The organism is Mycobacterium marseillense, from assembly GCF_010731675.1.
In the GTDB taxonomy this organism is placed as follows: Bacteria; Actinomycetota; Actinomycetes; order Mycobacteriales; family Mycobacteriaceae; genus Mycobacterium; species Mycobacterium marseillense.
Window position 1 is genome coordinate 2,817,843 of record NZ_AP022584.1, and the last position, 26,703, is coordinate 2,844,545.

22 protein-coding genes and 2 riboswitches are annotated in these 26,703 nt (G+C 68.4%); of the genes, 14 read left to right on the forward strand and 8 right to left on the reverse strand.

Annotation, left to right across the window (positions count from 1 at the left end):
• The first annotated feature begins 49 nt into the window (after positions 1-49).
• Entirely contained in the window at positions 50-1,381 is a 1,332-nt protein-coding gene (locus tag G6N26_RS12780) for an aspartate aminotransferase family protein (RefSeq protein ID WP_083020403.1), read from the forward strand.
• A gap of 51 nt (positions 1,382-1,432) precedes the next feature.
• Here the strand turns inward: G6N26_RS12780 and G6N26_RS12785 are convergent, their stop codons facing one another.
• The gene (locus tag G6N26_RS12785) at positions 1,433-1,717 is read right to left on the reverse strand and encodes a hypothetical protein (protein WP_083020402.1); all 285 of its coding nucleotides are present in this window, start codon (positions 1,715-1,717) and stop codon (positions 1,433-1,435) included.
• Between the two features lie 171 nt (positions 1,718-1,888).
• On the opposite strand from G6N26_RS12785, the gene dacB1 reads away from it, so the two are divergent.
• The 5 genes from dacB1 (at position 1,889) to G6N26_RS12810 (ending at position 6,476) form a co-directional block, all read left to right on the forward strand.
• On the forward strand, positions 1,889-3,130 hold the full coding sequence (dacB1, locus tag G6N26_RS12790) for a D-alanyl-D-alanine carboxypeptidase DacB1 (RefSeq protein WP_067168486.1): 1,242 nt from the start codon (positions 1,889-1,891) through the stop codon (positions 3,128-3,130).
• 6 nt (positions 3,131-3,136) lie between these two features.
• Positions 3,137-4,489 (forward strand): sugar porter family MFS transporter, encoded by a 1,353-nt coding sequence (locus G6N26_RS12795; protein WP_083020401.1) that lies wholly within the window; start codon positions 3,137-3,139, stop codon positions 4,487-4,489.
• Entirely contained in the window at positions 4,480-5,601 is a 1,122-nt protein-coding gene (gene nagA, locus G6N26_RS12800; protein ID WP_083020400.1) for an N-acetylglucosamine-6-phosphate deacetylase, read from the forward strand. Before G6N26_RS12795 ends, nagA begins: the two co-directional genes overlap by 10 nt.
• Before the next feature lie 77 nt (positions 5,602-5,678).
• Entirely contained in the window at positions 5,679-6,047 is a 369-nt protein-coding gene (locus G6N26_RS12805) for a DoxX family protein (RefSeq protein WP_067168483.1), read from the forward strand.
• A gap of 39 nt (positions 6,048-6,086) precedes the next feature.
• A riboswitch (guanidine-III (ykkC-III) riboswitch) is annotated at positions 6,087-6,150 on the forward strand.
• 11 nt (positions 6,151-6,161) lie between these two features.
• Entirely contained in the window at positions 6,162-6,476 is a 315-nt protein-coding gene (locus G6N26_RS12810; RefSeq protein WP_083020399.1) for a DMT family transporter, read from the forward strand.
• Here G6N26_RS12810 and yhjD read toward each other — a convergent pair.
• Positions 6,473-7,510, reverse strand: a complete 1,038-nt coding sequence (gene yhjD / locus G6N26_RS12815) for an inner membrane protein YhjD (protein WP_067168481.1) — start codon at positions 7,508-7,510, stop codon at positions 6,473-6,475. The genes G6N26_RS12810 and yhjD overlap by 4 nt on opposite strands.
• 11 nt (positions 7,511-7,521) lie before the next feature.
• Complete coding sequence (gene trpS / locus G6N26_RS12820; protein ID WP_083020398.1) at positions 7,522-8,541, reverse strand: tryptophan--tRNA ligase; 1,020 nt, start codon at positions 8,539-8,541, stop codon at positions 7,522-7,524.
• 197 nt (positions 8,542-8,738) lie between these two features.
• Here trpS and G6N26_RS12825 point away from each other — a divergent pair, with 197 nt between their 5' ends.
• Positions 8,739-9,548: an alpha/beta fold hydrolase gene (locus G6N26_RS12825; RefSeq protein ID WP_083020397.1), complete on the forward strand. Its 810-nt coding sequence runs from the start codon at positions 8,739-8,741 to the stop codon at positions 9,546-9,548.
• Here G6N26_RS12825 and G6N26_RS12830 read toward each other — a convergent pair.
• The gene (locus G6N26_RS12830) at positions 9,541-10,782 is read right to left on the reverse strand and encodes an NADP-dependent isocitrate dehydrogenase (RefSeq protein ID WP_083020396.1); all 1,242 of its coding nucleotides are present in this window, start codon (positions 10,780-10,782) and stop codon (positions 9,541-9,543) included. The two genes, G6N26_RS12825 and G6N26_RS12830, sit on opposite strands and share 8 nt — an antisense overlap.
• A gap of 19 nt (positions 10,783-10,801) precedes the next feature.
• Positions 10,802-13,039 (reverse strand): NADP-dependent isocitrate dehydrogenase, encoded by a 2,238-nt coding sequence (locus G6N26_RS12835; protein ID WP_067168476.1) that lies wholly within the window; start codon positions 13,037-13,039, stop codon positions 10,802-10,804.
• Between the two features lie 160 nt (positions 13,040-13,199).
• Positions 13,200-13,316, forward strand: a riboswitch (SAM riboswitch).
• Between the two features lie 186 nt (positions 13,317-13,502).
• Between G6N26_RS12835 and G6N26_RS12840 the strand changes: the two genes are divergently transcribed.
• From G6N26_RS12840 to G6N26_RS12850, 3 genes are read left to right on the forward strand one after another with little or no spacing between them, the layout of a single operon-like run.
• Positions 13,503-14,888 (forward strand): bifunctional o-acetylhomoserine/o-acetylserine sulfhydrylase, encoded by a 1,386-nt coding sequence (locus G6N26_RS12840; protein WP_083020395.1) that lies wholly within the window; start codon positions 13,503-13,505, stop codon positions 14,886-14,888.
• Between the two features lie 13 nt (positions 14,889-14,901).
• Complete coding sequence (gene metX / locus G6N26_RS12845; protein ID WP_067168474.1) at positions 14,902-16,050, forward strand: homoserine O-acetyltransferase MetX; 1,149 nt, start codon at positions 14,902-14,904, stop codon at positions 16,048-16,050.
• The gene (locus G6N26_RS12850; RefSeq protein ID WP_067168473.1) at positions 16,047-16,781 is read left to right on the forward strand and encodes a class I SAM-dependent methyltransferase; all 735 of its coding nucleotides are present in this window, start codon (positions 16,047-16,049) and stop codon (positions 16,779-16,781) included. The genes metX and G6N26_RS12850 overlap by 4 nt, the downstream gene beginning before the upstream one ends.
• A gap of 8 nt (positions 16,782-16,789) precedes the next feature.
• Here G6N26_RS12850 and G6N26_RS12855 read toward each other — a convergent pair whose 3' ends face one another.
• Positions 16,790-18,157, reverse strand: a complete 1,368-nt coding sequence (locus tag G6N26_RS12855) for an HNH endonuclease signature motif containing protein (RefSeq protein WP_163648806.1) — start codon at positions 18,155-18,157, stop codon at positions 16,790-16,792.
• 475 nt (positions 18,158-18,632) lie between these two features.
• Between G6N26_RS12855 and G6N26_RS12860 the strand changes: the two genes are divergently transcribed.
• On the forward strand, positions 18,633-19,178 hold the full coding sequence (locus tag G6N26_RS12860) for a DUF732 domain-containing protein (protein WP_179960204.1): 546 nt from the start codon (positions 18,633-18,635) through the stop codon (positions 19,176-19,178).
• Here G6N26_RS12860 and G6N26_RS12865 read toward each other — a convergent pair.
• Together G6N26_RS12865 and G6N26_RS12870 are read right to left on the reverse strand one after the other, a co-directional pair.
• A complete protein-coding gene (locus tag G6N26_RS12865) occupies positions 19,175-19,456 on the reverse strand; it encodes a DUF3017 domain-containing protein (protein WP_083020615.1) in 282 nt (93 codons plus the stop codon). The two genes, G6N26_RS12860 and G6N26_RS12865, sit on opposite strands and share 4 nt — an antisense overlap.
• Complete coding sequence (locus G6N26_RS12870; RefSeq protein WP_067165694.1) at positions 19,453-20,298, reverse strand: bifunctional methylenetetrahydrofolate dehydrogenase/methenyltetrahydrofolate cyclohydrolase; 846 nt, start codon at positions 20,296-20,298, stop codon at positions 19,453-19,455. Before G6N26_RS12870 ends, G6N26_RS12865 begins: the two co-directional genes overlap by 4 nt.
• 136 nt (positions 20,299-20,434) lie before the next feature.
• Here G6N26_RS12870 and G6N26_RS12875 point away from each other — a divergent pair, with 136 nt between their 5' ends.
• From G6N26_RS12875 to G6N26_RS12885, 3 genes are read left to right on the forward strand one after another with little or no spacing between them, the layout of a single operon-like run.
• On the forward strand, positions 20,435-21,649 hold the full coding sequence (locus tag G6N26_RS12875) for an NADH:flavin oxidoreductase (RefSeq protein WP_067165690.1): 1,215 nt from the start codon (positions 20,435-20,437) through the stop codon (positions 21,647-21,649).
• Between the two features lie 30 nt (positions 21,650-21,679).
• A complete protein-coding gene (locus tag G6N26_RS12880) occupies positions 21,680-24,316 on the forward strand; it encodes an FHA domain-containing protein (protein WP_163648808.1) in 2,637 nt (878 codons plus the stop codon).
• 37 nt (positions 24,317-24,353) lie between these two features.
• On the forward strand, positions 24,354-26,702 hold the full coding sequence (locus G6N26_RS12885) for an ATP-binding cassette domain-containing protein (RefSeq protein WP_083020591.1): 2,349 nt from the start codon (positions 24,354-24,356) through the stop codon (positions 26,700-26,702).
• Position 26,703: the final 1 nt, after the last annotated feature.

The following is a 26,703-nucleotide window of genomic DNA, read 5'->3' on the forward strand; positions in this document are numbered from 1 at the left end:
GTGAGGAGTCGGGCAATCGAGCCCGAAGCCCGCGCTACGCTCACCACCAATGAGCGACAACCTGTGGCTGCACTTCTCCCGGCACGGCCCGGGAATCACGCCGCCGATCATCACCCGCGGCGAGGGCGTCACCATCTTCGACGACCGCGGCAAGAGCTACCTCGACGGCCTGTCGGGGCTGTTCACCGTGCAGGTCGGCCACGGCCGCGCCGAGCTCGCCGAGGCCGCCGCCCGGCAGGCGGGCACGCTCGCGTTCTTCCCGCTGTGGGGGTATGCCACCCCGACCGCGATCGATCTCGCCGAGCGTCTCGCGGGCTACACGCCGGGCGACCTGAACCGGGTGTTCTTCACCACCGGCGGCACCGAGGCGGTCGAGACCGCGTGGAAACTGGCCAAGCAATATTTCAAGCTGACCGGCAAACCCGGTAAGCACAAGGTGATTTCGCGTTCGGTCGCCTACCACGGCACCACTCAGGGGGCCCTGGCGATCACCGGGCTGCCGCGTTACAAGGCGCCGTTCGAGCCGGTGACGCCCGGCGGGTTTCGGGTGCCCAACACCAACTTCTATCGCGCGCCGGAACCGTTGCGCACCGACCCGAAGGCCTTCGGGCAGTGGGCCGCGGACCGCATCGCCGAGGCCATCGAATTCGAGGGTCCCGACACCGTGGCCGCGGTGTTCCTGGAGCCGGTGCAGAACGCCGGTGGCAGCATCCCGCCTCCCCCAGGCTATTTCGAGCGAGTACGCGAGATCTGCGACGAATACGACGTGCTGCTGGTCTCCGACGAGGTGATCTGCGCGTTCGGCCGCATCGGGTCGATGTTCGCCTGTGCCGACTTCGGCTACGTGCCCGACATGATCACCTGCGCCAAGGGAATGACGTCGGGCTACTCACCGATCGGCGCCATGATCGCCAGCGAGCGCCTGTTCGAGCCATTCAACGACGGCGCGACGATGTTCCCGCACGGCTATACCTTTGGCGGCCATCCGGTTTCGGCGGCCGTCGGGCTGGCCAACCTCGACATCTTCGAGCGCGAGGGGCTCAACGATCACGTCAGGACCAACGCGCCCGCCTTCCGCGCCACCCTGGAAAAGCTCTACGACCTGCCGATCGTCGGCGACGTACGCGGCGAGGGTTTCTTCTACGGCGTGGAACTGGTCAAGGACAAGGCGACCAAGCAGACGTTCAGCGACGACGAGCGTCGGCCGCTGCTGGCCCGGGTCGGTGCGGCGCTGTTCGACGCCGGACTGTATTGCCGCACCGACGACCGCGGCGATTCCGTCATTCAGCTGGCGCCACCGTTGATCAGCGGCCAGGCCGAATTCGACACCATCGAGGCCGCGCTGCGCGAGGTGCTCACGCAGGCCCATGCGCGGCTCTAGCCGGATGGTGGCGACCCGCTGCGCCCGGCTACGCCGCGCTTGCGATCGCCACTAGCCCGCGCGCCTGACCGCGTCGGCGGCCAGCATCACCTCGCGGGCGTGCGGGGCGCTGGGACTGCGCCCGAACCTTGAGACGGCGTTGCACAGCCAGGCCAGCGCTGAGCGCAGCTCGGGCTCGGTGGCGGCGTCGCGGTGCGACGCGAGTTCCGCCAGCACCCGATCGAGACCGGAACGCCGCACCTGGGTGGCCTTCTCGACCTGGTTGAGCAGATCCTTCAGCGGGCGCGGGGCGGCACCGGGCACCCCACCCCGCGTGCGCCGCAGCCTCGCCCACAATCGGTTGTCGGAAATGGCAAACCCTCGCAAGTCGATGCGGGCGGGCGCTTTCCCGCGGACCGCGCGCCCAGCGTATCCCGGGCCGCCCGGCCCTGCTGAGTAACTTCCGTCCCATCAGTCACAGCGCGGCTCCCCGGATTCGGGCCTTCGATCGCATAATGTGCACAGACGATGAGCTTCCTACGTTCGATGTCATGCCTGGTCGCAGCGGGTTTCGTGGCCTGGGCCCCCGCCGCGATGGCGCTACCGCTCGCCAACGCCGAACCCGGCGCCGAACCCAACGCCGCACCCGCGAGCTGCCCGTACAAGGTGTCCACTCCGCCGGCGGTCGACTCGTCGGAGGTCCCCACCGCCGGCGATCCCCCGATCCCGCTGGCCGTGCCCGCCAAGCCCGTCGGCGGTGACGCCCTGGGTAGCTGCGGCATTGTCGCGGCGCCGAACACGCCGCCGCTCCCGGGCGACGTGTCCGCCGAGGCCTGGCTGGTGGCGGACCTGGACAGCGGCGCGGTCATCGCCGCCAAGGACCCGCACGGGCGCCACCGCCCGGCCAGCATCATCAAGGTGTTGGTGGCGATGGCCTCCATCAACGCCCTCAACCTGAACAAGTCGGTGTCCGGAACCGCCGACGACGCGGCCGCCGAGGGCACCAAGGTCGGCGTTCAGGAAGGCGGCGTGTTCACCGTCAACCAGCTGCTGCACGGGCTGTTGATGCATTCCGGCAACGACGCCGCCCACGCGCTGGCCATGCAGCTCGGCGGCATGGCGCAAGCGCTGGAGAAGATCAACGTGCTGGCCGCCAAGCTCGGCGGCCAGGACACCCGGGTAGCGTCGCCGTCTGGGTTGGACGCGCCCGGCATGAGCACCTCGGCCTACGACGTCGGGCTGTTCTATCGCTACGCGTGGCAGAACCCCACGTTCGCCAACATCGTCGCGACCCGGACCTTCGACTTCCCCGGCCACGGCGACCACCCCGGCTACGAGCTGGAGAACGACAACCAGCTGCTCTACAAGTATCCCGGCGCCCTGGGCGGCAAGACCGGCTACACCGACGACGCGGGCCAGACGTTCGTGGGCGCGGCCAACCACGACGGGCGGCGGTTGGTGGCGGTGCTGCTGCACGGGACGCGGCAGCCGATCGCGCCGTGGGAGCAGGCCGCGCATCTGCTGGACTACGGGTTCGCCACCCCGCAGGGCACTCAGGTCGGCTCGCTGGTCGCGCCCGACCCGTCCCTGGCGCCGGCCCAGACCGACACCGCCGCCGACCGGGCCGCCACCAACGCTGCGGCGGGCGCGATCATCCCGTCGGCGGACGCCTTGCCGGTCCGGGTGGGCGTCGCTGTCATCGGCGCCATCATCGTGTTTAGCTTGATCATGGCCGCACGCTCGATGAACCGCCGACCCCAACACCGCTGACCGCCGGTGGCCACCGGATCGCGGAGCGGCCTGCTGGTCGGGCTGACCGCCGCCAGCGTGGGTCTCATCTACGGCTACGACCTGTCCATCATCGCCGGTGCGCAGTTGTTCGTCACCGAGGAATTCGGACTGTCCACCCGGCAACAGGAACTGCTGACGACGATGGTGGTGATCGGCCAGATCATCGGGGCGCTCGGCGCCGGTGTGCTGGCCAACGTGATCGGGCGCAAAAAGTCGGTGGTGCTGATCCTGTTCGCCTACGCGGCTTTCGCGCTGCTGGCCGCGTTCTCGGTGTCGCTGCCAATGCTGCTGGCCGCGCGTCTGCTCGTCGGCCTGACGATCGGCGTCACGGTGGTGGTCGTCCCGGTGTACGTGGCCGAGTCGGCCCCCACGGCGGTGCGCGGGTCGCTGCTGACGGCCTACCAGCTGGCGATCGTCAGCGGGCTCATCGTCGGATACGTGACCGGTTACCTGCTGGCCGGCACGCACGGCTGGCGGTGGATGCTGGGGTTGGCGTGCGTGCCCGCAATGCTGTTGGCGCCGTTGGTGCTTCGGATGCCCGACACGGCCCGGTGGTATGTGCTCAAAGGCCGGCGCGACGACGCCCGGGCGGCGCTGCTGCGGGTGGAGCCCGACGCGCAGGCCGACGACGAGCTGGCCGATATCAGCCGCGCGGTCAGCGAAGGGAGCGGCCGGCTCTCCGACATGCTGCCGGAAATGGTTCGCAGGCCCTATCTTCGGGCGACGATCTTCGTCGTCGTTCTCGGCTTCCTGATCCAGATCACCGGTATCAACGCGATCATCTACTACAGTCCCCGGATATTTCAGGCCATGGGCTTCACCGGCAATTTCGCGCTGCTGGGTCTGCCGGCGCTGGTCCAGGTGGCCGGATTGGCGGCGGTCGGCACGGCGCTGTTGCTGGTCGACCGGGTGGGCCGGCGGCCAATCCTGTTGTGCGGCACCGCCATGATGATCGGCGCCGATGTCGTGCTGATGGCCGTGTTCGGCCGTGGGATCGGCGGCGCGGTCGCCGGGTTTGCCGGCGTGCTGCTGTTCATCTTCGGCTACACCATGGGTTTCGGTTCCCTGGGCTGGGTGTACGCCAGCGAAAGCTTCCCGTCCCGGCTGCGCTCCATCGGGTCGAGCACCATGCTGACCTCCAACCTGGTAGCCAACGCCATCATCGCCGCCGTCTTTCTGTCCATGCTGCATTCCTTGGGCGGCGCCGGGACTTTCGCGGCGTTCGCCGCGCTCGCGTTGATCGCCTTCGTGTTCGTCTACCGGTACGCGCCGGAGACCAAGGGCCGCCAGCTCGAGGACATCCGCCACTTCTGGGAGAACGGCGGCCGGTGGGACTGATCGCCGCGGGAACCATGGTCCTGGACGGGCGCATGTGTCGGCCCGGCTGGCTCGAAACCTCCGGCGGGCGGATCGCGGCCTGCGCGCCCGGCCCGCCGCCGCGCCCGCCCGACCGCGACTTCCCCGATGGCGTTGTGGCGCCAGGGTTTATCGACATGCACGTGCACGGCGGGGGCGGGGCTTCCTACACCGACGCCGACGGCATCGGTGCGGCCGCCGCCTTCCACCTGCGTCACGGCACCACCACGACGCTGGCCAGCCTGGTGACCACGGCCCCCTCGGAGCTGCTCAGCGGGGTGCGCGCGCTCACCGACGCCACCAGGCGCGGCACGATCGCGGGCATCCATCTCGAAGGCCCCTGGCTGAGCCGGGCACACTGCGGGGCCCACGACCGCACCCAGATGCGCGACCCGGACCCCGGCGAGATCGACGCGGTGCTGACCGCCGGCGGCGGCGTGATCAAGATGGTCACGCTGGCGCCGGAGCTGCCCGGGGCCGAGGCCGCGATCCGGCGTTTCGTGGACGCGGGAGTCGTTGTGGCGGTGGGGCATACCGACGCCAGCTACGAGCAGACCCGGCACGCCATCGCGCTGGGCGCCACGGTCGGCACGCATCTGTTCAACGCGATGCCGCCGCTGCATCATCGCGAGCCCGGCCCGGCGCTCGCGTTGCTGCGGGATGAGCGGGTCACAGTCGAGCTCATCGCCGACGGCGTGCACCTGCACCCGGACGTAGCACGCGCGGTGATCGAGGCGGCCGGCGCTGATCGGGTCGCCGTGATCACCGACGCGATCGCCGCGGCGGGCCGCCCCGACGGCGTGTATCGACTCGGTGCGGTGCGCATCGATGTGGTCTCCGGCGTCGCGCGGGTGCAGGGGACGTCGACGATCGCGGGGAGCACGGCCACCATGGATCAGCTGTTCGCCAGGGTGGCCGCCGACGCCGGCCTTGCCGCGGCGGTGCAGGTGACGTCGGCGACGCCGGCACGCGCGCTCGCGCTCGACCGGGTGGGCAGCCTGCGCCCGGGCTACGACGCCAATCTTGTGGTGCTCGACCGTGATTTGCGGGTGACCGCCGTCCTGGCCCACGGCGAATGGCGGGTTGGAGAGTAGCCGATCGACCTGGCGTGTCACACGTCGCGCCGCGGCCTCGTCATAGGTGTGACGCGTCATCGAATACGGAGGTCACCATGAATGCGCTGCTGTGGACGCTGCAGGGATTGCTCGCCGCCATCTTCCTCGCCTCGGGGCTGGCCAAGATCAGCATGCCCCGGGAGCGGCTGCTCGCGACGGGCCAGACCGGCATCGCGCCCTTTCCCATGCCCGTGGTGCGCGTCACCGCGTTCTGCGAATTGCTGGCCGCCCTAGGCCTTGTCCTGCCCCGGCTGGTCGGCGTCGCGGAGTTCCTCATCCCGGCCGCCGCCGGCGGGCTCGCGATCGTCATGGTCGGCGCCATGGCCTCGCACACGTATCTTCGCGAACCCCGCAGCGTCGCAGTGAACGTGGCGATCTTCGTCGCCGCCATCACCGTGGTCGTCGGCAGGGCGGCCGGGCTGTGAGCCCGAATCCGTTTCGCCGTCCGCCTTGGCTTAACATCGGAGCCGTCAGCACCTGACACCGGACGAGGGGCCCCGTACCCGGCCAGCGACAAGACGGCGCCGTGGAGGTGCGCAATGGCATGGCTCGTCTTGATCGCGTCGGGGGTCCTGGAGGCGGTGTGGGCGACCGCCCTCAACAAGTCCGACGGCTTCCACCGGCTCGGCCCTTCGCTGGCCTTCGTTGGCGCGCTGGCGCTTTCGATGGCCGGGCTGGCGACCGCGATGCGCACCCTACCGGTCGGAACCAGTTACGCCGTGTGGGTCGGCGTCGGGGCCGTGCTCACGGTGGGCTACGCGGCGTTGATCGGCGAGGAGCCGGCGTCGTTGACCAAGCTGTTGCTGATCGCCGGGATCGTGGCGTGCATAGCGGGTTTGAAGCTGGTCAGCTAGCGGCCGCGGCGGGCGAACCCGGCGATCCGGGAAAGCGCCAGCGCCCCAATGGCTCCCATCGCCATCGCGGTCAGCGTCTGGCGGGTGTTCAGACCTTCATCCATGTGCACCCGCGGCGCGATGATCGCCGGAGCCGGGGGCTCGACGTGATGGTCGCGCGGATCGGTGGATGCCGTCGCCGCCCACGCCGTGCAGAACAGGACGAGATAGGCGGTGATGTAGGCGAACACCATCAACCCCAGCACCGGACCGAACGCGGCGCCCGCGGGGCTGCGCAACACCGTCTTCAGATAGATCGACGCCACCTGTTTGAACACTTCGAAGCCGACGGCTGCGATCAGCCCAGCCCGCATCGAATCGACGAAGCTGACCTTTTCCCGGGGCAGGCGCGCGATCATCCACGTGAACAGCAGCCACGACACCAGCGTCGCGATCACGATCGAGAAGAGCCAGAACAGCCAGTCGAACACCGCAAACTGCGGTACCCCAAGCCATTTCAGCAGCGTGGCCATGGGCGCGGCGTGGCCGACGGTGGTCAGCGCGACGGTGGCCACGATCACCGCGAACGTACCCACCATCGCCAGCAGATCGGAGAACTTGCCCCGCACGAAGCCCTCCGATTCGAGGTGGGAGTCCCACCACATCTCGGTCAGCGCCTGCCGCAAATGCGAAATCCAGCCCAGGCCCGCCCACACCGCGGTGACCAGACCGATGACACCGACCGAAGTCCGCGCATCGATCGCCGAGTTCATCAACTCCTGCAGTTGGTTACCCAGCGTGCCCGTCACCTGCGAGCGGATGTGATCGTCAATCGTGCTCAGCAGGTGTGGCCGTCGGGCCAGCACGAATCCGAACACCGCGAAACCGACCATGAGCAAGGGGAACAACGCGAAAATCGTGTAATACGTGAGGCCCGCGGCAAAGAAGCCGCCGTTGCGCTCGTCGAAACGCTGGTAGGCGCGGATGACATGGTCGAGCCACCCGTACCGGGCCCGCAGCCGATCAAGAATGCCTTCCTCGGCCGGCTCGCTCATGGTGAAACTTCTTACCTCCGTTGCGGAAGGAACCCAAGCCGATCGTAAACCCGTTGGACCGTTTTCCCGGCGACATCCTGGGCCCTTTCGGCGCCGGCCGCCAAAATGGCCTCCAATTCCGCCAAGTCGGCCGTGAGTTCGTCGACCCGGGCCTTGATCGGGGTGACGAACTCGACCACCGCCTCCGCGGTGTCCTTCTTCAAATCGCCGTAACCCCTTCCGGCATAGCCCTCGACGAGCTTGTCGACGCCGACGCCGCTGACCGCGGACTGGATGGTCAGCAGGTTGGACACGCCGGGCTTGGCGTCGGTGTCGAAGCGGATCTCGCGCTCGCTGTCGGTCACCGCCGACCGAATCTTCTTGGCCGACAACGCCGGATCGTCGAGCAGGTTGATCAGCCCGGCGTCGGTGGCCGCTGATTTGCTCATCTTCGACGTCGGGTCGGACAGGTCGTAGATCTTCGCGGTGGCCTTGGGGATGAGCATGTCGGGCACCACGAAGGTGTCCGGGAATCGGGCGTTGAACCGCTGCGCCACGTCGCGCGCCAGCTCGAGGTGCTGGCGCTGGTCTTCGCCCACCGGCACCAGGTCGGTGTCGTAGGCCAGCACGTCGGCGGCCTGCAGCACCGGGTACGTGAACAGCCCGACCGTGGTCGAGTCGGCGCCCTGCCGCTGCGACTTGTCCTTGAACTGCGTCATCCGCGACGCCTGCCCGAAGCCGGTGAAGCAGCCCAGCACCCAGGCCAGCTGGGTGTGGGCGGGCACGTGGCTCTGCACGAAGACGGTGCTGCGGGCCGGGTCGATGCCCAGGGCCAGGTATTGGGCGGCGGTGACCAGGCTCCGCCGCCGCAGCGCCTCGGGATCCTGGGCGATGGTGATGGCGTGCAGGTCGACCACGCAGAAGAACGCGTCGTGGTCGTCCTGCAGTCCGACCCACTGGGTGATGGCGCCCAGGGCGTTGCCCAGGTGAAGCGAATCGGACGTGGGCTGCACGCCGGAGAAAATGCGGCTGGATCCGGTAGCGGTGCTCATGATGCACCGATCTTTTCACGCGCGACCGCCGGCGCTCAGTGTGCGGCCACCCGCACGTTCGGCGCCGAGTGTGCGGCGAGCCGCGCGCTCGCGATCAGGCCGTGTTGCGGTACCGGCGGTACCGCCTTTAATGTCGGATTATGACGACTCGTACGCCGACCCACCTCGGCCCTGAGGATGGTTCCGGGGAGCCGGTCGTGCTGCTGCACGGCTTTTTGATGTCGCAGACGGTATGGGATCCGGTCGCGCCGCGGCTGGCCGACACCGGCCGCTACGAGGTCTTCGCCCCGACCATGGCCGGGCACAACGGCGGGCCCTACGCGGGCACCTGGCTGCTGAGCTCGTCGGTGCTGGCCGACCACGTCGAGCGTCAGCTCGACGAACTCGGGTGGGAGACCGCGCACCTGGTCGGCAACTCGCTGGGCGGCTGGGTGGCGTTCGAACTCGAGCGGCGCGGGCGGGCGCGCAGCGTCACCGGCGTCGGGGCCGCGGGCGGCTGGACGCGCTGGAGCCCGGTCAAATTCGAGGTCATCAGCAAGTTCATCGCCGGCATGCCGATCCTGGGGCTGGCCCGGCTGCTGGGCCAGCGCGCGTTGCGGCTGCCGCTGAGCCGCCGGCTGGCCACCCTGCCGCTGAGCGCGACGCCGGCGGGGGTCAGCGAGGAGCAGCTGTGCGCCGTGGTCGACGACGCCGCGCATTGCCCGGCCTATTTCCAGCTGCTGATCAAGTCGCTGGTGGCGCCGGGGCTGCTGGAGCTGGCGCAGACCGCGGTGCCCGTGCAGCTGGTGCTGTGCGAGAAGGACCGCGTGGTGCCGCCCAGCAGGTTCAGCCGGCATTTCACCGACTTTTTGCCCGAGGGAACCAAGATCACCAAGCTCGACGGCGTCGGACACGTGCCGATGTTCGAGGCGCCCGAACGCATCACCGCGGCCATCGCCGACTTCATCGACGAGTGCGCCGCCGGCCCGGACCGGCTTTCCGACCGGCACCGGCCGCCGGCTAGCTAGCCAGTTCCTTTTCCAGGTTCTCGGCGATCGAGTCGAGGAATTGCTCGCTCTGCTGCCACTTTTGGTCGGGTCCGATGAGGATGGCGAGATCCTTCGTCATCTTCCCGCTCTCGACGGTGGAGACGACGACGGTTTCCAGCCGCTGCGCGAACTCGATCACCTCGGGGGTGTCGTCCAGCTTTCCGCGGTGCGCCAGCCCCCGCGTCCACGCGAAGATCGAGGCGATCGGGTTGGTCGAAGTCGGCTTGCCGGCCTGGTACTGGCGGAAGTGCCGGGTGACGGTGCCGTGCGCGGCCTCGGCCTCGACCGTCTTGCCGTCGGCCGTCATCAGCACCGAGGTCATCAGCCCCAGCGAGCCGTAGCCCTGGGCGATGGCGTCGGACTGCACGTCGCCGTCGTAGTTCTTGCACGCCCACACGTACCCGCCCTCCCACTTGAGGCAGGCGGCGACCATGTCGTCGATCAGCCGGTGCTCGTAGGTCAGGCCCTCGGCCTCGAACTGCTCCTTGAATTCCTCGTCGTAGATGCGCTGGAACTCGTCTTTGAACATGCCGTCGTAGGCCTTGAGGATGGTGTTCTTGGTCGACAGATACACCGGCCACTTGGCGTTCAGGCCGTACTTGAACGTCGCGCGCGCGAAGTCGCGCACGGAGTCCTTGAAGTTGTACATCCCCATCACCACGCCGCCGTCGTCGGGAATGGAAACCATCTCGTGCACCATCGGCTCGCTACCGTCGGCGGGGGTGAACGTGATGGCGACGGTGCCGGGCTTGTCGACCTTGAAGTTGGTCGCCCGGTACTGGTCGCCGAACGCGTGGCGACCGATGACGATCGGCTTCGTCCAGCCCGGAACCAGGCGCGGCACGTTGGAGATGACGATCGGTTCGCGGAAGATGGTGCCGCCCAGGATGTTCCGGATCGTCCCGTTGGGCGACAGCCACATCTTCTTGAGATTGAACTCCTGGACGCGGGCCTCGTCCGGGGTGATCGTCGCGCACTTGACCCCCACGCCGTGCTTCTTGATGGCGTAGGCCGCGTCGATCGTCACCTGGTCGCCGGTGCGGTCGCGGTGCTCGATGCCCAGGTCGTAGTAGTCCAGATCGATGTCGAGGTGCGGAAGGATCAGCTGGTCCTTGATCAGCTTCCAGATGACGCGGGTCATCTCGTCGCCGTCGAGCTCGACCACGCGGCCCTTGACCTTGATCTTGGCCTCTTTGGAACCCGGGCTCGACATCGGTGCCTCCCCTGCGGCGTCAGCCTTGCGCGGCCGCTAACACCTCGTTGAACGTCTTGCTCGGCCGCATCACTGCCGTCGTCTTCTCGCTGTCCGGGTAGTAGTACCCGCCGATGTCGACCGACTCACCCTGCACTTCGGCGAGTTCGGCCACGATGGTGTCCTCGTTCTCGGCCAACGACTCGGCCAGCGCGGCGAAACGGTCGCGCAACTCCTCGTCGTCGTTCTGCGCGGCGAGTTCGGCCGCCCAGTACAGCGCCAGATAGTACTGGCTGCCACGGTTGTCGAGTTCACCGGTCTTGCGCGACGGACTCTTGTTGTTGTCCAACAGCTTTCCGATCGCGGAATCCAGCGTCTTGCCCAGCAGCTTGGCGCGCTCGTTGTCGTTCTTGATACCGACGTCCTCGAAACACGCTCCCAGGGCGAGAAATTCACCGAGCGAATCCCAGCGCAGGTGATTCTCCTCGACCAGTTGGTGGACGTGCTTGGGCGCCGAACCGCCCGCACCGGTCTCGTACATTCCGCCGCCGGCCATCAACGGCACGATGGACAGCATCTTGGCGCTGGTGCCCAGCTCCAGGATCGGGAACAGGTCAGTGAGGTAGTCGCGCAGGATGTTTCCGGTGGCGGCGATGGTGTCCTGGCCGCGCATCGCGCGCTCCAGCGTGTATCGCATGGCCCACACCTGCGGCATGATGTTGATGTCCAGGCCCTCGGTGTCGTGTTCCTTGAGGTACTCCTTGACCTTCTTGCGCAGCTCCACCTCGTGCGGGCGTTCGGTGTCCAGCCAGAACACCACCGTCATGCCCGAGTTGCGCGCCCGAGTGACGGCCAGCTTGACCCAGTCACGGATCGCTTCGTCGCGGACGATGGGCATGCGCCAGATGTCGCCGGCCTCCACGTTCTGGGTCAGCAGGACTTCCCCGGTGTCGAGGTCGACGATGTTGGCGACCCCGCCCTCGGGGATCTCGAAGGTCTTGTCGTGCGAGCCGTACTCCTCGGCCTGCTGTGCCATCAGCCCGACGTTGGGGACCGTGCCCATCGTCGTCGGATCGAATTGCCCATGGGTCTTACAGAAGTTGATGATCTCTTGGTAGATCCGCGAGAACGTGGACTCGGGGTTGACGGCCTTGGTGTCCTTCTGCCGCCCGTCGGCGCCCCACATCTTGCCGCCCGCGCGGATCATCGCCGGCATCGACGCGTCGACGATCACGTCGCTGGGCGAGTGAAAGTTGGTGATGCCCTTGGCCGAATCGACCATCGCCAGCTCGGGCCGGTGCTCGTGGCACGCGTGCAGGTCGCGGATGATCTCCTCGTGCAGCGACGCCGGGAGCGACTCGATCTTGCTGTACAGGTCGACCAATCCGTTGTTGACGTCGACGCCGAGTTCGTCGAAGAGCTCCTGATGTTTGGCGAAGGCCTCCTTGTAGAAGATCTTCACGGCGTGCCCGAACACGATGGGGTGGGAGACCTTCATCATCGTCGCCTTGACGTGCAACGAGAACATCACGCCGGTCTCGTAGGCGTCCTGCATCTGCTCCTCGTAGAACTCGACGAGCGCCTTCTTGCTCATGAACATGGAGTCGATGACGTCGGCGTTGCGCAGCGACACCATCGGCTTGAGCACGATCGTCTCGCCGCTTTCGGTCTCGAGCTCCATCTTCACGTTGCGCGCGCGGTCCAGCGTCATCGACTTCTCGCCGTGGTAGAAGTCGCCGCCCTTCATGGTCGCGACGTGGGTCCGCGACGCCGGCGACCAGGGAGCCATGCTGTGCGGGTGCTTGCGGGCGTATTCCTTGACGGCCTTCGGAGCGCGTCGGTCCGAGTTGCCTTGCCGCAGTACCGGGTTCACCGCGCTGCCCAGGCACTTGGCATAGCGGGCGCGAATTTCCTTGTCCTCGTCGGTCTTCGGGCTCTGCGGAAAGTCCGGAACCTTGAACCCCTTGCCCTGCAGCTCCTTGACAGCGGCGATCAGCTGCGGCACCGAGGCGCTGATGTTCGGCAGCTTGATGATGTTGGTGTCGGCCAGCTTCGTCAGCCGGCCCAACTCCGCCAGGTTGTCGGGGACCCGCTGCTCCTCGGTGAGGTGTTCGGGGAATTCGGCGAGGATCCGGGCCGCCACCGAGATGTCGCTGGTCTTGATCTCGATGCCCGCGGGTTCGGCGAAGGCACGCACGATCGGCAGGAACGCGTAGGTCGCCAGCAGTGGCGCCTCGTCGGTCAGCGTGTAGATGACGGTCGGCTTCTCGGCGCTCACGGTCCCTCTCCCGGCGGCAGGATCTTCGATATCGGACAACTCTGTTGGGGGGCTCAGCAATCTAACTGCCACGTTATCAAGGGTGTTTGGACAGGTGTCGACCTGCGTCTGCACCGCGACAGTTGGCAGCGGGTCGGCACAATAAGATAGTCTTCGTATTGGTCATGAGCGCCAGCGTCAAGCCCCGGCTTGCTGGCCGGCAACCCTCCAACCGCGGTGGGGTGCCCCGGGTGATGACCAGGTCTAGTAGCCACAGGCTGCGCGGCAAGCGCGGGTCCGCCATAACGGACCCCTGACTAGAGGGGACACGTGATGTGCTTCTGTCCAGCTCCTTGTGATCGGCTCACCTTCGTCGAGCCGCCGATGGGCGCGTCCGTGCGCCGCTGCTAGCCCGCCGGCAACCCAGGCCGCACAGAGGCCCCGCTGAGACCCGAGCCCATATTCCAGGAGAAAGCCAACCCACGTGAGTTCCGACAGTCCTTCGTCCAACGGCACTACCAGCGACAACACCGACCCGACCGCGCATTGGTCATTCGAGACCAAGCAGGTGCACGCCGGGCAGCAGCCCGACGCGGCCACCAACGCCCGCGCCCTGCCGATCTACCAGACCACCTCGTACGTCTTCGACGACACCACGCACGCCGCCGCCCTGTTCGGGCTCGAAGTTCCGGGCAACATCTACACCCGCATCGGCAACCCGACCACCGACGTCGTCGAGCAGCGCATCGCCGCGCTCGAGGGCGGCGTGGCGGCGCTGTTTTTGAGCTCCGGCCAGGCGGCGGCCACCTTCGCCATCTTGAACATCGCGTGTGCCGGAGATCACATCGTCTCGAGCCCCAGGCTCTACGGCGGGACCTACAACCTGTTCCACTACTCGCTGGCCAAGCTCGGAATCGACGTCAGCTTCGTGGAGGACCCCGACGATCTCGAGTCGTGGCGGTCCGCGGCGCGGCCGAACACCAAGGCTTTCTTCGCCGAGACCATCTCCAACCCGCAGATCGACATCCTCGACATTCCCGGCGTCGCCGGGGTCGCCCACGACACCGGCGTTCCGCTGATCGTCGACAACACGGTCGCCACGCCCTACCTGATCCAGCCGTTCAAGCATGGCGCGGACATCGTCGTGCACTCGGCCACCAAGTACCTCGGCGGTCACGGCTCGGCGATCGCCGGGGTCGTCGTCGACGGTGGCACCTTCGATTGGACGCAGGGTCGTTTCCCGGGATTCACCACCCCCGACCCGAGCTACCACGGCGTGGTGTTCGCCGAACTCGGTCCGCCGGCCTACGCGCTCAAGGCGCGCGTGCAGCTGCTGCGTGACCTCGGTTCGGCCGCCGCGCCGTTCAACGCGTTCCTGGTCGCCCAGGGCATCGAGACGCTGAGCCTGCGCGTCGAGCGGCACGTCGCCAACGCCCAGCGTGTGGCCGAGTTCTTGGCCGCCCACGAGGGCGTGCTCTCGGTGAACTACGCGGGGTTGCCCAGCTCGCCGTGGCATGAGCGGGCAAAGAAGCTGGCGCCCAAGGGAGCCGGGGCGGTGCTGTCGTTCGAGCTGGCCGGCGGCGTCGACGCGGGCAAGGCCTTCGTCAACGCGCTGCAGTTGCACAGCCACGTCGCCAACATCGGTGACGTGCGTTCCCTGGTGATCCATCCGGCGTCCACGACGCACGCCCAGCTGTCCCCGCAGGAGCAGCTGAGCACCGGGGTCAGCCCGGGCCTGGTGCGGCTGGCCGTCGGCATCGAGGGGATCGAGGACATCCTGGCCGACCTGGAACTCGGCTTCGCCGCGGCAGCCAAATTCGGCGCGGCCGCGGGGGCCGGCACGGATCCGCAGGCCGTGGCGGCGTTCTAAAGGAATCCTGCCCATGACGACCTCCAACGTGCCCACCCAAACGTTGCCCGACGAAGGCGAAATCGGCTTTGTCCACATCGGCGCGCTGACCACCGAAAGCGGCGCGGTGATCGACGACGTGCACATCGCCGTCCAGCGCTGGGGCGAGTTGTCGCCGACACGCGACAACGTGGTCGTGGTGCTGCACGCCCTGACCGGTGACTCGCACATCACCGGGCCGGCCGGGCCCGGACATCCCACCGGCGGCTGGTGGGACGAGATGGTCGGGCCGGGCGCGCCGATCGACACCGACCGCTGGTGCGCGGTGGCCACCAATGTGCTTGGCGGTTGCCGCGGGTCGACCGGTCCCAGTTCGCGTACCCGCGACGGAAAGCCCTGGGGCTCAAGGTTCCCGCGGATTTCGATCCGCGACCAGGTGCAGGCCGACGTCGCCGCCTTGGCCGCGCTGGGGATCGACGAGGTCGCCGCCGTCGTCGGTGGATCCATGGGTGGCGCAAGGGCTTTGGAGTGGATCGTCGGTCACCCGAACCGGGTCCGGGCCGGGCTGCTGCTGGCCGTGGGCGCGCGCGCCACCGCCGACCAGATCGGCACCCAGTCCACCCAGATCGCGGCCATCAAGGCCGACCCGAATTGGCAGGGCGGCGACTATCACGACACCGGAGTGGCTCCCGAAGCCGGGCTGGCCATCGCGCGGCGCTTCGCGCACCTGACCTATCGCGGTGAGGTCGAGCTCGACACCCGCTTCGCCAATGACGGTCAGAGCGACGAGGATCCGGCCGATGGCGGCCGCTACGCGGTGCAGAGCTATCTGGAGTACCAGGGCGACAAGCTGCTGGAGCGCTTCGACGCGGGCAGCTACGTGGTGTTGACCGAGGCGCTGAACAGTCACGACGTCGGCCGGGGGCGCGGTGGGGTGGCCAAGGCGCTGCGCGGCTGCCCGGTGCCGGTGGTGGTGGGCGGCATCAGGTCCGACCGGCTGTACCCGCTGCGTTTGCAGGAGGAGCTGGCCGAGCAGCTGCCGGGCTGCACCGCTTTGCAGGTGGTCGACTCCGTCTGCGGGCACGACGGCTTCCTGGTGGAATCCGACGCGGTCGGCGAATTGATCCGCAAGACACTGGTGTTGGCCGACACGGACAGCACGGAAGGCACGTCGCAACGGTGACCCGCTCGCGGCACAACCGCTCCCTGTCATTCGGCTCGGCGGCCGCGGCCTATGAGCGTGGCCGCCCCTCCTATCCCCCCGAAGCGATCGACTGGCTGCTGCCGGTCGGGGCGCGTCAAGTGCTCGACCTGGGTGCCGGCACCGGCAAGCTGACGACCCGGTTGGTGGAGCGCGGCCTGGACGTGGTGGCCGTCGACCCGATCCCGGACATGCTGGAGGTGTTGCGGACCTCGCTGCCCGAGACCCGCGCCTTGCTGGGCACGGCGGAAGAGATTCCGTTGGAAGACAACAGCGTTGATGTGGTGCTGGTGGCCCAGGCCTGGCATTGGGTGGACCCCGAGCGCGCGATACCCGAGGTGGCCCGCGTGCTGCGTCCGGGCGGTCGGCTGGGCCTGGTGTGGAACACCCGCGACGAACGGCTCGGCTGGGTGCGCGAACTGGGCCGGATCATCGGCAGCGACGGCGACGGCGGCCGCACCCAGGTGAAGCTGCCCGAGCCCTTCACCGACCTCGCGCAGCACCGGGTCGAGTGGACGAGTTACCTTACGCCGCAAGCATTGATCGACCTCGTCGCGTCGCGCAGCTACTGCATCACCTCACCGACCGAGGTCCGTTCCAGAACGCTCGACGAGGTGCGCGAGTTGCTGGCCACCCATCCGGCGCTGGCGAATACGACCGGCCTGGCGCTGCCCTATATCACCATGTGCACCCGGGCGACGCTGGCCGGCTGAGCCACGCGTCACTCCGCCTCTTCGTCGTCGTCGGCGCGCAGGAGTTTTTCGGGGTGGTGGTAGGTGTTGGTGTGGGGTTGGCCGCGGTCGAATTCTGGTGGGGGTTTCCATTCGGTGTCGCCTTTGGCGTTTTTGCGGGTGCTCCAGCCGCCGGGTTGGAGCATGCGGTGATGGGGTCCGCAGGCGAAGGTGAGGTCGTTGATGTCGGTGGTGTGGCACTTGCTGTAGTCGGTGACGTGGTGGACTTCGCAGTAGTAGCCGGATACGGTGCAGCCCGGCGCGGTGCAGCCGCGGTCCTTGCCGTACAACACGATTCGTTGCCCGGGTGAGGCCAGCCGCTTGGTGTGATACAGGGCCAGGGCGTTGCCTTTGTCGAAGATGGCCAGGTAGTGGTTGGCGTGGCGGCCCAGGCGGATCACATCACTCATCGGCAAAATCGTGCCCCCACCGGTCAAGCCGCGCCCGGCGGCGGCCTGCAGTTCGGCCAATGTGGTGGTCACGATGATGGAGGCCGGCAGTCCGTTGTGCTGGCCCAGCTTCCCGGAGGCCAACAGCGCGCGCAGCCCGGCCAGCAGGGCGTCGTGGTGACGCTGGGCGGCTGAGCGGGGGTCGCGCTCGATGGCCTCCTGGCTGGGCGATCCGTCCACACAGGGCATCTCATCGCCGGGGTTGCACATGCCCGGGGCACCCAGTTTGGCTTCCACGGCTTCCAGGGTGGCGCGTAGCTCGGGGGTGATCAGGCCCCGCAGCGCCGACATGCCATCGGGCTGTTGGTTGCCCAGGCTCACCCCGCGCTGGCGGGCGCGGTCCTCATCGGTGAAGGTGCCATCGGGGTTGAGGGTGTTGGTGAGCGCGCGGGCCAGCTCTTTGAGGTGTTCGGGGCCGAATTGGGTGCCGAGCTCGGCCAGTTGGGCTTCGGCGACCTCGCGGGCCGCGGCGCTGACCCAGCCGGGTAGGTGGTGGTAGAAGTTGCGGATCACCGCCACTTGGCCAGCACCCAGGGTGCCGGCGCGTTGGGCGGCGGCGGTGGCGGCCAGGGCGGGCGGTAAGGGTTCACCGGTTAGGCCATGGCGTTGACCTAGATCGGCGGCTTCTTTGATGCGCCGGGAGGCTTCGTTGCGGCTGATCAGGGTGCGCTCGGTCAACGCGTGGGAGAGCCCGGCGCCCAGTTCTTGGGAGGGGACCTGGCGGGCAAGGGAATTGAGCAGCGGATGCTCGATGACCGGAAGGCGTCGGCGCAGCCGTTCACAGCGCTCCAACACCGCCAGCTGCTGCTGGATGGTCAACGCATCAAGCACCAACGCGCAGGCGCGGTCCACCTCGGCATCGAGCGCATCGAACACCGCATCGACCTCAGCCTGACTACTTGAACTCACACCGCCAAGCTAACGACTCCCACCGACAGAAAACCCCGCATTGTGACCACAGAAACCACAGTGACACAAGGGATTTCGATATGCGTTTTCCGTATCCGAAAACACATCCGCGGGGTGGGTCGGGGGGCCGATGACGCGGCCAAGGCGCCGAACCCTTTGCAGCTCGGGGCCCACCGCGTCCGCCTCACGATAGTGACCGTAGAGAACTATTGCGCCGCTTGGAATGCGGTGCACAGCCAGGAATTCGCGGTGTGGTTGCGCCACGACAGCTCCGTATCGGCGGGCCGCAGCGGTCACCGATCCGCGAGCCCGACGGGCCGATCAATAAGCGACGTCGCGAACACATCGACCTCACGAAACGCTTATTGTGCGAACCTTTACCCCACCGTTTCACAAACGTGACAGTGATGGCTCAGAGTTCGTAGGCGTGATTCGAGTGCCATCGGCGCACTCCACAGTGGACGGGGAGGCCGGCGTGAAGGCACTTGCACGAAGTCATCAATGGATCTGGGATTTGCGCCATCAGCCGCTGACCATTCGCCTGCTCGCCGCGGCCGCCGGGCTGCTCACCGTGGCCTCGGCCTTCGCGGCGCCGGCCGAAGCGGAGGGCAACGGCGACGACTTCATCGACGCGCTCAATCACGCCGGCATCGACTTCGGCGAGCCCGGAAACGCGATGGCCGTCGGCGAGTCGATCTGCCCGATGCTCTCGCAACCCGGCGGCAGCTTCGCCGCGGCCGCGTCCAGCATCTCGGGCCGGGGCATGTCCCCACAGATGGCGAGCATGTTCACCACGATCGCGATCCAGACGTACTGCCCCGAGGCGATGGCGAACGTGGCCAGTGGCAACCTGTCCGGCGCCATGCCGCAGGTTCCGGGAATGCCCGGACAGATCCCCGGCATGGCGGGGCAGATCCCCGGAATGCCCGGACAGATTCCGGGGATGGCGGGGCAGGTGCCCGGCATGACGGGCATGGCCGGCCAGATGCCGGGGCAGATTCCGGCGCTGCCGAGCTACTAAACGGTGCCCAGCGGGTCGATCGTCCACGCGATGTAGACCATTGCCGCTCCGACCGCCGCAGTGGTGATGAAGTCGATTCCCTTGCCGCGCACCACAAGTAGGCCGGCCCGGTCCTCGGACAGCAGCAGTCGCAGCAGCGCGGCCACGCCCACACCGATGCCGATCAACAACGAACCGCGGCGCCAGAAGTTGGCCCCTACCAGGGCCAGCGCCGCGGCAAAGATCAGGCCCACCAACAGAATCGGCCACTGAGCCCGCAGCACGGTCCGCGCGGTCATTCCCGTTCGGCCAGCTCGACGACGTTGGTCAACAGGAACGCGCGGGTCAACGGTCCCACCCCGCCGGGGTTGGGTGACACGTGCCCGGCCACATCCCACACATCGGGGTGCACGTCGCCGACCAGTCCGTCGTCGGTCCGGCTGACCCCGACGTCGAGCACCGCGGCACCGGGACGCACCATGTCGGCGGTCAGCAGGTGCGGGACCCCGACGGCGGCCACGATGATGTCGGCCTGCTTGGTCAACGCCGGCAGGTCGCGAGTCGCGGTGTGGCACAACGTCACCGTGGCGTTCTCGGAACGCCGGGTCAGCAGGAGCCCCAGCGGGCGACCGACCGTCACACCGCGGCCGATGACGACCACGTGCGCCCCGGCGATCTCGACGTCGTAGCGACGCAGCAGGTGCACGATGCCGCGCGGTGTGCACGGCAGCGGGGCCGGGTTGTTGAGCACCAGGCGGCCCAGGTTGGTCGGGTGCAGGCCGTCGGCGTCCTTGTTCGGGTCGACCCGCTCCAGCGCCGCGTTCTCGTCGAGGTGCTTGGGCAGCGGCAACTGCACGATGTAACCGGTGCAGTCGGGGTTCGCGTTCAGCTCGTCGATGGTGTCGTTGAGCGTGGCGGTGCTGATGTCGGCGGGCAGGTCGCGGCGAATCGAGGTGATCCCCACCTTGGCGCAGTCGGCGTGCTTGCCCCGCACGTACGCCTGCGAGCCCGGGTCGTCGCCCACCAGGATGGTGCCCAAGCCGGGGGTGCGTCCCGATGCCGTCAATGCGGCCACGCGTTGTTTGAGGTCGACGAAGATCTCGTCGCGGGTGGCCTTGCCGTCCAGCGTGATTGCTCCCACGCTGACAGTCTGGCAGATATCGCTGATGGCGACCCGCCGCGCCCGGCTTCGCCGCGCTTGCGATCGCCGGCAGATAACGATGGCGACCCGCCGCGCCCGGCTTCGCCGCGCTTGCGATCGCCATTAGGCTCCCGGTATGTCTACCCCTCCGGACGTCTTCAGCCCCGCGAAGCTCGGTCCGATCACGCTGCGTAACCGCACCATCAAATCCGCCACGTTCGAGGCGCGCACGCCGGACGCGCTCGTGACGGATGACCTCATCGAATACCACCGACAGCCGGCCGCCGGCGGGGTCGGCATGACGACCGTCGCCTACTGCGCCGTCTCCCCCGGCGGACGCACCGAGGGCAACGGCATCTGGATGCGGCCCGAGGCCGTGCCCGGGTTCCGTCGGCTCACCGACGCGATCCACGCCGAGGGCGCGGCGGTCAGCGCGCAGATCGGCCACGCCGGCCCCGTCGCCAATGCCAAATCGAACAAGGCGAAGGCACTGGCGCCGGTCCGGTTCTTCAACCCGATCGGGATGCGGTTCGCCAAGAAGGCGACCCGCGAGGACATCGACGAGGTCATCGAAGGGCACGCCAACGCCGCCCGGCTGGCCATCGAGGCCGGCTTCGACGCCGTCGAAATCCACCTGGGCCACAACTACTTGGCGAGTTCGTTCCTGTCCCCGCTGATCAATCGCCGCGACGACGAATTCGGCGGCTCGCTGGAGAACAGGGCGAAGGTGGCCCGCGGCATGGTGATGGCCGTGCGGCGCGCGGTCGAAAAGGAAGGCACACCGATCGCGGTGACCGCCAAGCTCAACATGGCCGACGGCGTCCGCGGTGGCATCAGCACGGAGGAATCGCTGAAGACAGCCAAGTGGCTCGAGGAGGACGGCGGCCTGGACGCGATCGAACTGACCGCGGGCAGCTCGCTGGTCAATCCGATGTATCTGTTCCGCGGTGACGCGCCGCTCAAGCAGTTCGCCGGCGCGTTCAAGCCGCCGCTGCGCTGGGGCATGCGTATGACGGGCAAGAAGTTCCTGCGCGAATACCCCTACCGCGAGGCCTATCTCTTGCGCGACGCCAAGCTGTTTCGCGCCGAGTTGAAGCTGCCGTTGATCCTGCTCGGCGGCATCACCAACCGCGAGACGATGGATCTGGCAATGGCCGAGGGATTCGAGTTCGTCGCGATGGCCCGCGCCCTGCTGGCCGAGCCGGATCTGATCAACCGGATCGCCGCCGAGGACGCCCAGCACCGGGTCCACTCCGCGTGCACGCACTGCAATCAGTGCATGCCGACGATCTACAGCCGGACCCACTGCGTCGTCACCGGCGCACCGGACGCCGTAGGCGCTCCACGCTGATCCACAGGGCCGCAAGCTACAGTTGTGGCGATGTCAGCACCAGCCCCGCCAGCGCTAACCGTCCATCACGAAGGATCCGAACGCACCTTCGCAGCCGGCCACGATGTGGTCGTCGGGCGCGATCTGCGGGCCGACATGCGCATCACGCATCCCCTGATTTCGCGGGCCCACCTGTTGCTGCGTTTCGACCAGGGCAAGTGGCTGGCCATCGACAACGGTTCGCTCAACGGCACTTTCGTCAACGGCCGGCGGGTGCCGGTCGTCGAGATCCATGACGGGCAGACCCTCAACATCGGAAACCCCGACGGGCCCCTGCTGACGTTCGACGTCGGCCGCCACCAAGGCATGGCCGGGCGTCCGCCCAAGACCGAATCGATGGGCATCCCGATGGCGGCGGCATCGCAGCCGGCGTGGTCGGCGCAACCGGCCCCGCCCCCGCCACCGCCACCAGCCGGGCGCACGCCCAACTGGGCGGCGCCGCCGCGACGACCGCAGCCCGCGCACCGGCCCGGCCCGGCGGGGCAAACCATGTACGGCGGCGGTGGGCGACCGCCCGCCTACCCGCCCGCCGCGCCGCCCCCGCCACACAACGCGCCGCTGCACAGCCCGCCCCCGGTGCAGCACATCCCCGCGGCGACCCCGCCCACGCGGGCGGCGCCGGCCGGCGCCAAGCCGCCCGAGGTGGCCAACCTGGCGACCAAGATGTTCCAGGCGCTGATGCCGTCGCGGTCCGGCGCGATCCAGAAGCCGGCCGGGTCGCAAACCATCGGCCGGGCCACCGACAACGACATCGTCATCCAGGACGTGCTCGCCTCGCGCCATCACGCGTTCTTGATCCAGACGCCGCTGGGCACCGAGATCCGCGACGCGCACAGTGTGAACGGCACCTTCGTCAACGGCGTCCGGGTCGGCTCGGCGGTGCTGACCGAGGGCGACGTGGTCACCATCGGCAACGTCGACCTGGTGTTCACCGGCGACAGCCTGGTGAGGCGCACCGAGGCGGCGACGCGGACGGGCGGCCTGGAGGTCAACTCGGTCTGCTACACCGTCGACCACGGCAAGCAGTTGCTCGACCACATCTCGGTGACCGCCCGGCCCGGGACGCTCACGGCCATCATCGGTGGTTCGGGCGCCGGGAAGACCACGCTGTCGCGGCTGATCGTCGGCTACACCAGCCCCACGTCGGGCACGGTGACCTTTGAGGGCCACAACATCCACACTGAGTACGCGTCCATGCGCAGCAGGATCGGGATGGTCCCCCAGGACGACGTGGTGCACCGCCAGCTCACCGTCAACCAGGCCCTCAACTACGCCGCCGAACTACGGCTACCGCCCGACACCAGCAAAGAGGAACGGGCCCGCGTCGTCGCGCAGGTGCTCGAGGAACTCGACATGACCCAGCACGCCGATACGCGGGTCGACAAGCTCTCGGGCGGCCAGCGCAAACGTGCGTCGGTCGCGCTCGAGCTGCTCACCCAGCCGTCGCTGCTGCTGCTCGACGAGCCGACGTCCGGCCTGGACCCGGCGCTGGACCGTCAGGTCATGCTGATGCTGCGCCAGCTCGCCGACGCCGGCCGCGTGGTGCTGGTGGTGACCCACTCGGTGTCCTACCTGGACGTGTGCGACCAGATCCTGTTGGTCGCGCCCGGCGGAAAGACCGCGTTCTGCGGCCCCCCCGACCAGGTCGAGGCGGCCATGGGCACCCGCAACTGGGCCGACATCTTCGCCAAGGTGGGCGCCGACCCGGACGAGGCCAACCGCCGCTTCAAGGAGCGCAATCAGCAATCGTCGCAGCCACCGACCCCGGAGAGCCCGGCGGACCTGGGCGAACCACCCCAAACAAACCTGTTCCGGCAGCTGTCCACGATCGCCCGCCGCCAGGTCCGCCTCGTCGTGTCCGACCGCGGCTACACGATCTTCCTGGCGATCCTGCCCTTCCTCATCGGCGCACTGTCGCTGACGGTGAAGGGCCCGCACCCCGGCCTCGGGCCGGCCGACCCGATGGGCCCCGCGCCCACCCAGCCGCAGTACATCATGGTGCTGCTCAACATCGGCGCCGTCTTCATGGGCACCGCGCTGACCATCCGGGACCTCATCGGCGAGCGCGCCATCTTCAAGCGGGAGCAGGCCGTCGGCCTGTCGACCACCGCCTATCTGCTGGCCAAGATCGCGGTGTTCTGCGTCTTCGCCACCGGCCAGGCGGCGATCGCGACCATCATCGTGCGGCTGGGTAAGGGCGCGCCGACCGCGCACCCGCAGTTCTTCGGCAACTCCACCTTCTCGCTGTTCGTCACCGTCGCGGGCACCTGTGTGGCCTCGGCCATGCTCGGCCTGCTGCTCTCAGCGCTGGCGCAGTCCAACGAGCAGATCATGCCGCTGCTGGTGGTGTCGATCATGTCGCAGCTGGTGTTCTCCAGCGGGATGATTCCCGTCTACCAACGCGTCGGTCTGGAACAGATGGCCTGGCTGACACCCGCGCGGTGGGGCTACGCGGCGGGCGCGTCCTCGATCGACTTCCCGTCGCTGGTGAAGGTCAAGCAGATCCCCACCAACGACCCGATCTGGCAGCACTCGAAGCACATCTTCATCTTCGACATGGCCATGCTGACGCTGCTCTCGATCGCGTACACCGGCATCGTGCGCTGGCACATCCGGCTGAAACGCTGAGGCGGCTCTCAGGCAACCACCCCTAATCTGGGATGCGATGACCCGACCTGCCCAGCCCCTGCTGACGGCGCGATCCGAGCGCTCCGAGGGCAGCTTCGCCGCCGGCCGCGACGTGGTCGTCGGCAGCGATTTGCGCGCCGACCTGCGGGTGGCGCACCCGTTGATCGCCCGGGCGCACCTGCTGCTGCGCTTCGATCGGGGCCGGTGGCTGGCTGTCGACAACAACACGCTGAACGGGGTCTACCTCGACGGCCGGCGGGTGCCGGTCGTCGACATCCACGACGGCCAGACCCTCAACATCGGCAAGCCCGACGGCCCGCGGATCACGTTCGAAGTGGGCCGGCTGCCGACGCGCTCGTTTCGGCTCAGAGATTCCGGGCGCACCGCGTCCCAGCCGGCCGACGCCGGGGAGTTTCCCACCACGCGAGTCGCCGTCTCGGGACCCGACGCCGACCGCCGGCCCGTGGCCGGACGGACCGCGTGGATCGGCCGTGCGCTCAGCAACGACATCGTCATCCATGACGTGTTGGCCTCCCGCCACCACGCCTTCGTGACGCCGACGCCGGCCGGCCCCGAGATCCGCGACGCGAACAGCAGCAACGGCACCTTCGTCAACGGGGTCCGCGTCGGGTCGGCGGCGCTGTCCGAGGGCGACGTGGTCACGATCGGTAACGTCGACCTGGTGTTGCGCGGCGGCGCGCTGGTTCGCCGCCAGGAGCCGGCGACCCGCGCCGGCGGCCTCGAGGTGCGCGAGGTCAACTTCGGTGTCGGCGGCAAGCGCCTGCTGGAACGGATCTCGCTGACCGCCCGCCCCGGCACGCTGACCGCGCTCATCGGCGGGTCCGGCGCGGGCAAGACCACGCTGTCGCGGCTGATCGCCGGCTACGCCACCCCGACCTCGGGCTCGGTCACCTTCGAGGGCCACGACATCCACACCGAGTACGCGTCGCTGCGCACCAGGATCGGGATGGTCCCCCAGGACGACGTCGTGCACCGGCAGCTCACCGTCAGCCAGGCGCTCGGCTACGCCGCCGAGCTGCGCCTGCCGCCGGACACCAGCAAAGCCGACCGGGCCCGCGTCGCCGCGCAGGTGCTCGACGAACTCGGCCTGACCGAGCACGCGAACACCCGCGTCGACAGGCTGTCCGGCGGGCAGCGCAAGCGGGCGTCGGTGGCGCTCGAGTTACTCACCGGCCCGTCGCTGCTGATCCTCGACGAACCGACGTCGGGCCTGGACCCCGCGCTGGACCTGCAGGTCATGACCATGCTCCGGCAACTCGCCGACGCCGGCCGCGTCGTGCTGGTGGTGACGCACTCGCTGACCTACCTCGACGTCTGCGACCAGGTCCTGCTGATGGCGCCGGGCGGCAAGACGGCGTTCCTGGGCCCGCCCGGTCAGATCGGTCCGGCCATGGGAACCACCAACTGGGCGCACATCTTCGCCAAGGTGGGCGCCGACCCGGACGAGGCCAACCGCCGCTTTCTGGCCCAGAACAGGCCGCCACCGCCGCGACGGACCCAGGCGCCGGCCGAGCTGGGCACGCCGGCGCACACCAGCAAGCGCCACCAGTTCTCCACGATCGCGCGCCGCCAGGTGCGGCTGGTGGTGTCCGACCGCGCCTATTTCGCGTTCCTGGCCGTGCTGCCGTTCGTCATGGGCGCGCTGTCGCTGACGGTTCCCGGCAGCGCCGGCTTCGGCTACGCCGATCCGGCGAGCGAGTCGGGGGGCGAGGCCGGGATGATCCTGACCCTGCTCACCATGGCCGCCGCGTTCATGGGCACCGCGCTGACCATCCGCGACCTCATCGGGGAGCGGCCGATCTTCCGGCGCGAACAGGCGGTCGGCCTGTCGACCACCGCCTATCTGCTGGCTAAGGTCGCGGTGTTCTGCGGGTTCGCCGTCGTCCAGGCGGCTATCGCCACCGCGATCGTCGTGCTGGGCAAGGGGCCGCCGACGCGGCCCGCGGTGCTGCTCGGTCCATCTAGTTCGGCGGCCACCGTCGAGCTGTTCGTCGCCGTGGCGGCGACGTGCGTGGCGGCGGCGATGCTCGGGCTACTGCTCTCGGCGCTGGCGCGCACGAGCGAGCAGGTCATGCCGATGCTGGTGGTGTCGCTGATGATGCAGATGGTGCTCTGCGGCGGGATGGTGCCGGTCACCAACCGTATCTTTCTCGACCAGGTGTCCTGGCTGGTGCCGTCGCGGTGGGGGTACGCCGCGCAGGCCTCGACGGCCGACTTGTGGGCGGTGTCGCCCGGCCCGCAGAGCCCCCGGGACAGCCATTTCCAGCACACGCCGGCGGCCTGGCTGCTCGACATGGGCATGCTCGCGGTGCTCTCGGTCGGCTACGCCGCGCTGGTGCGCTGGCGCATCCGGCTCGCGCGCTGAA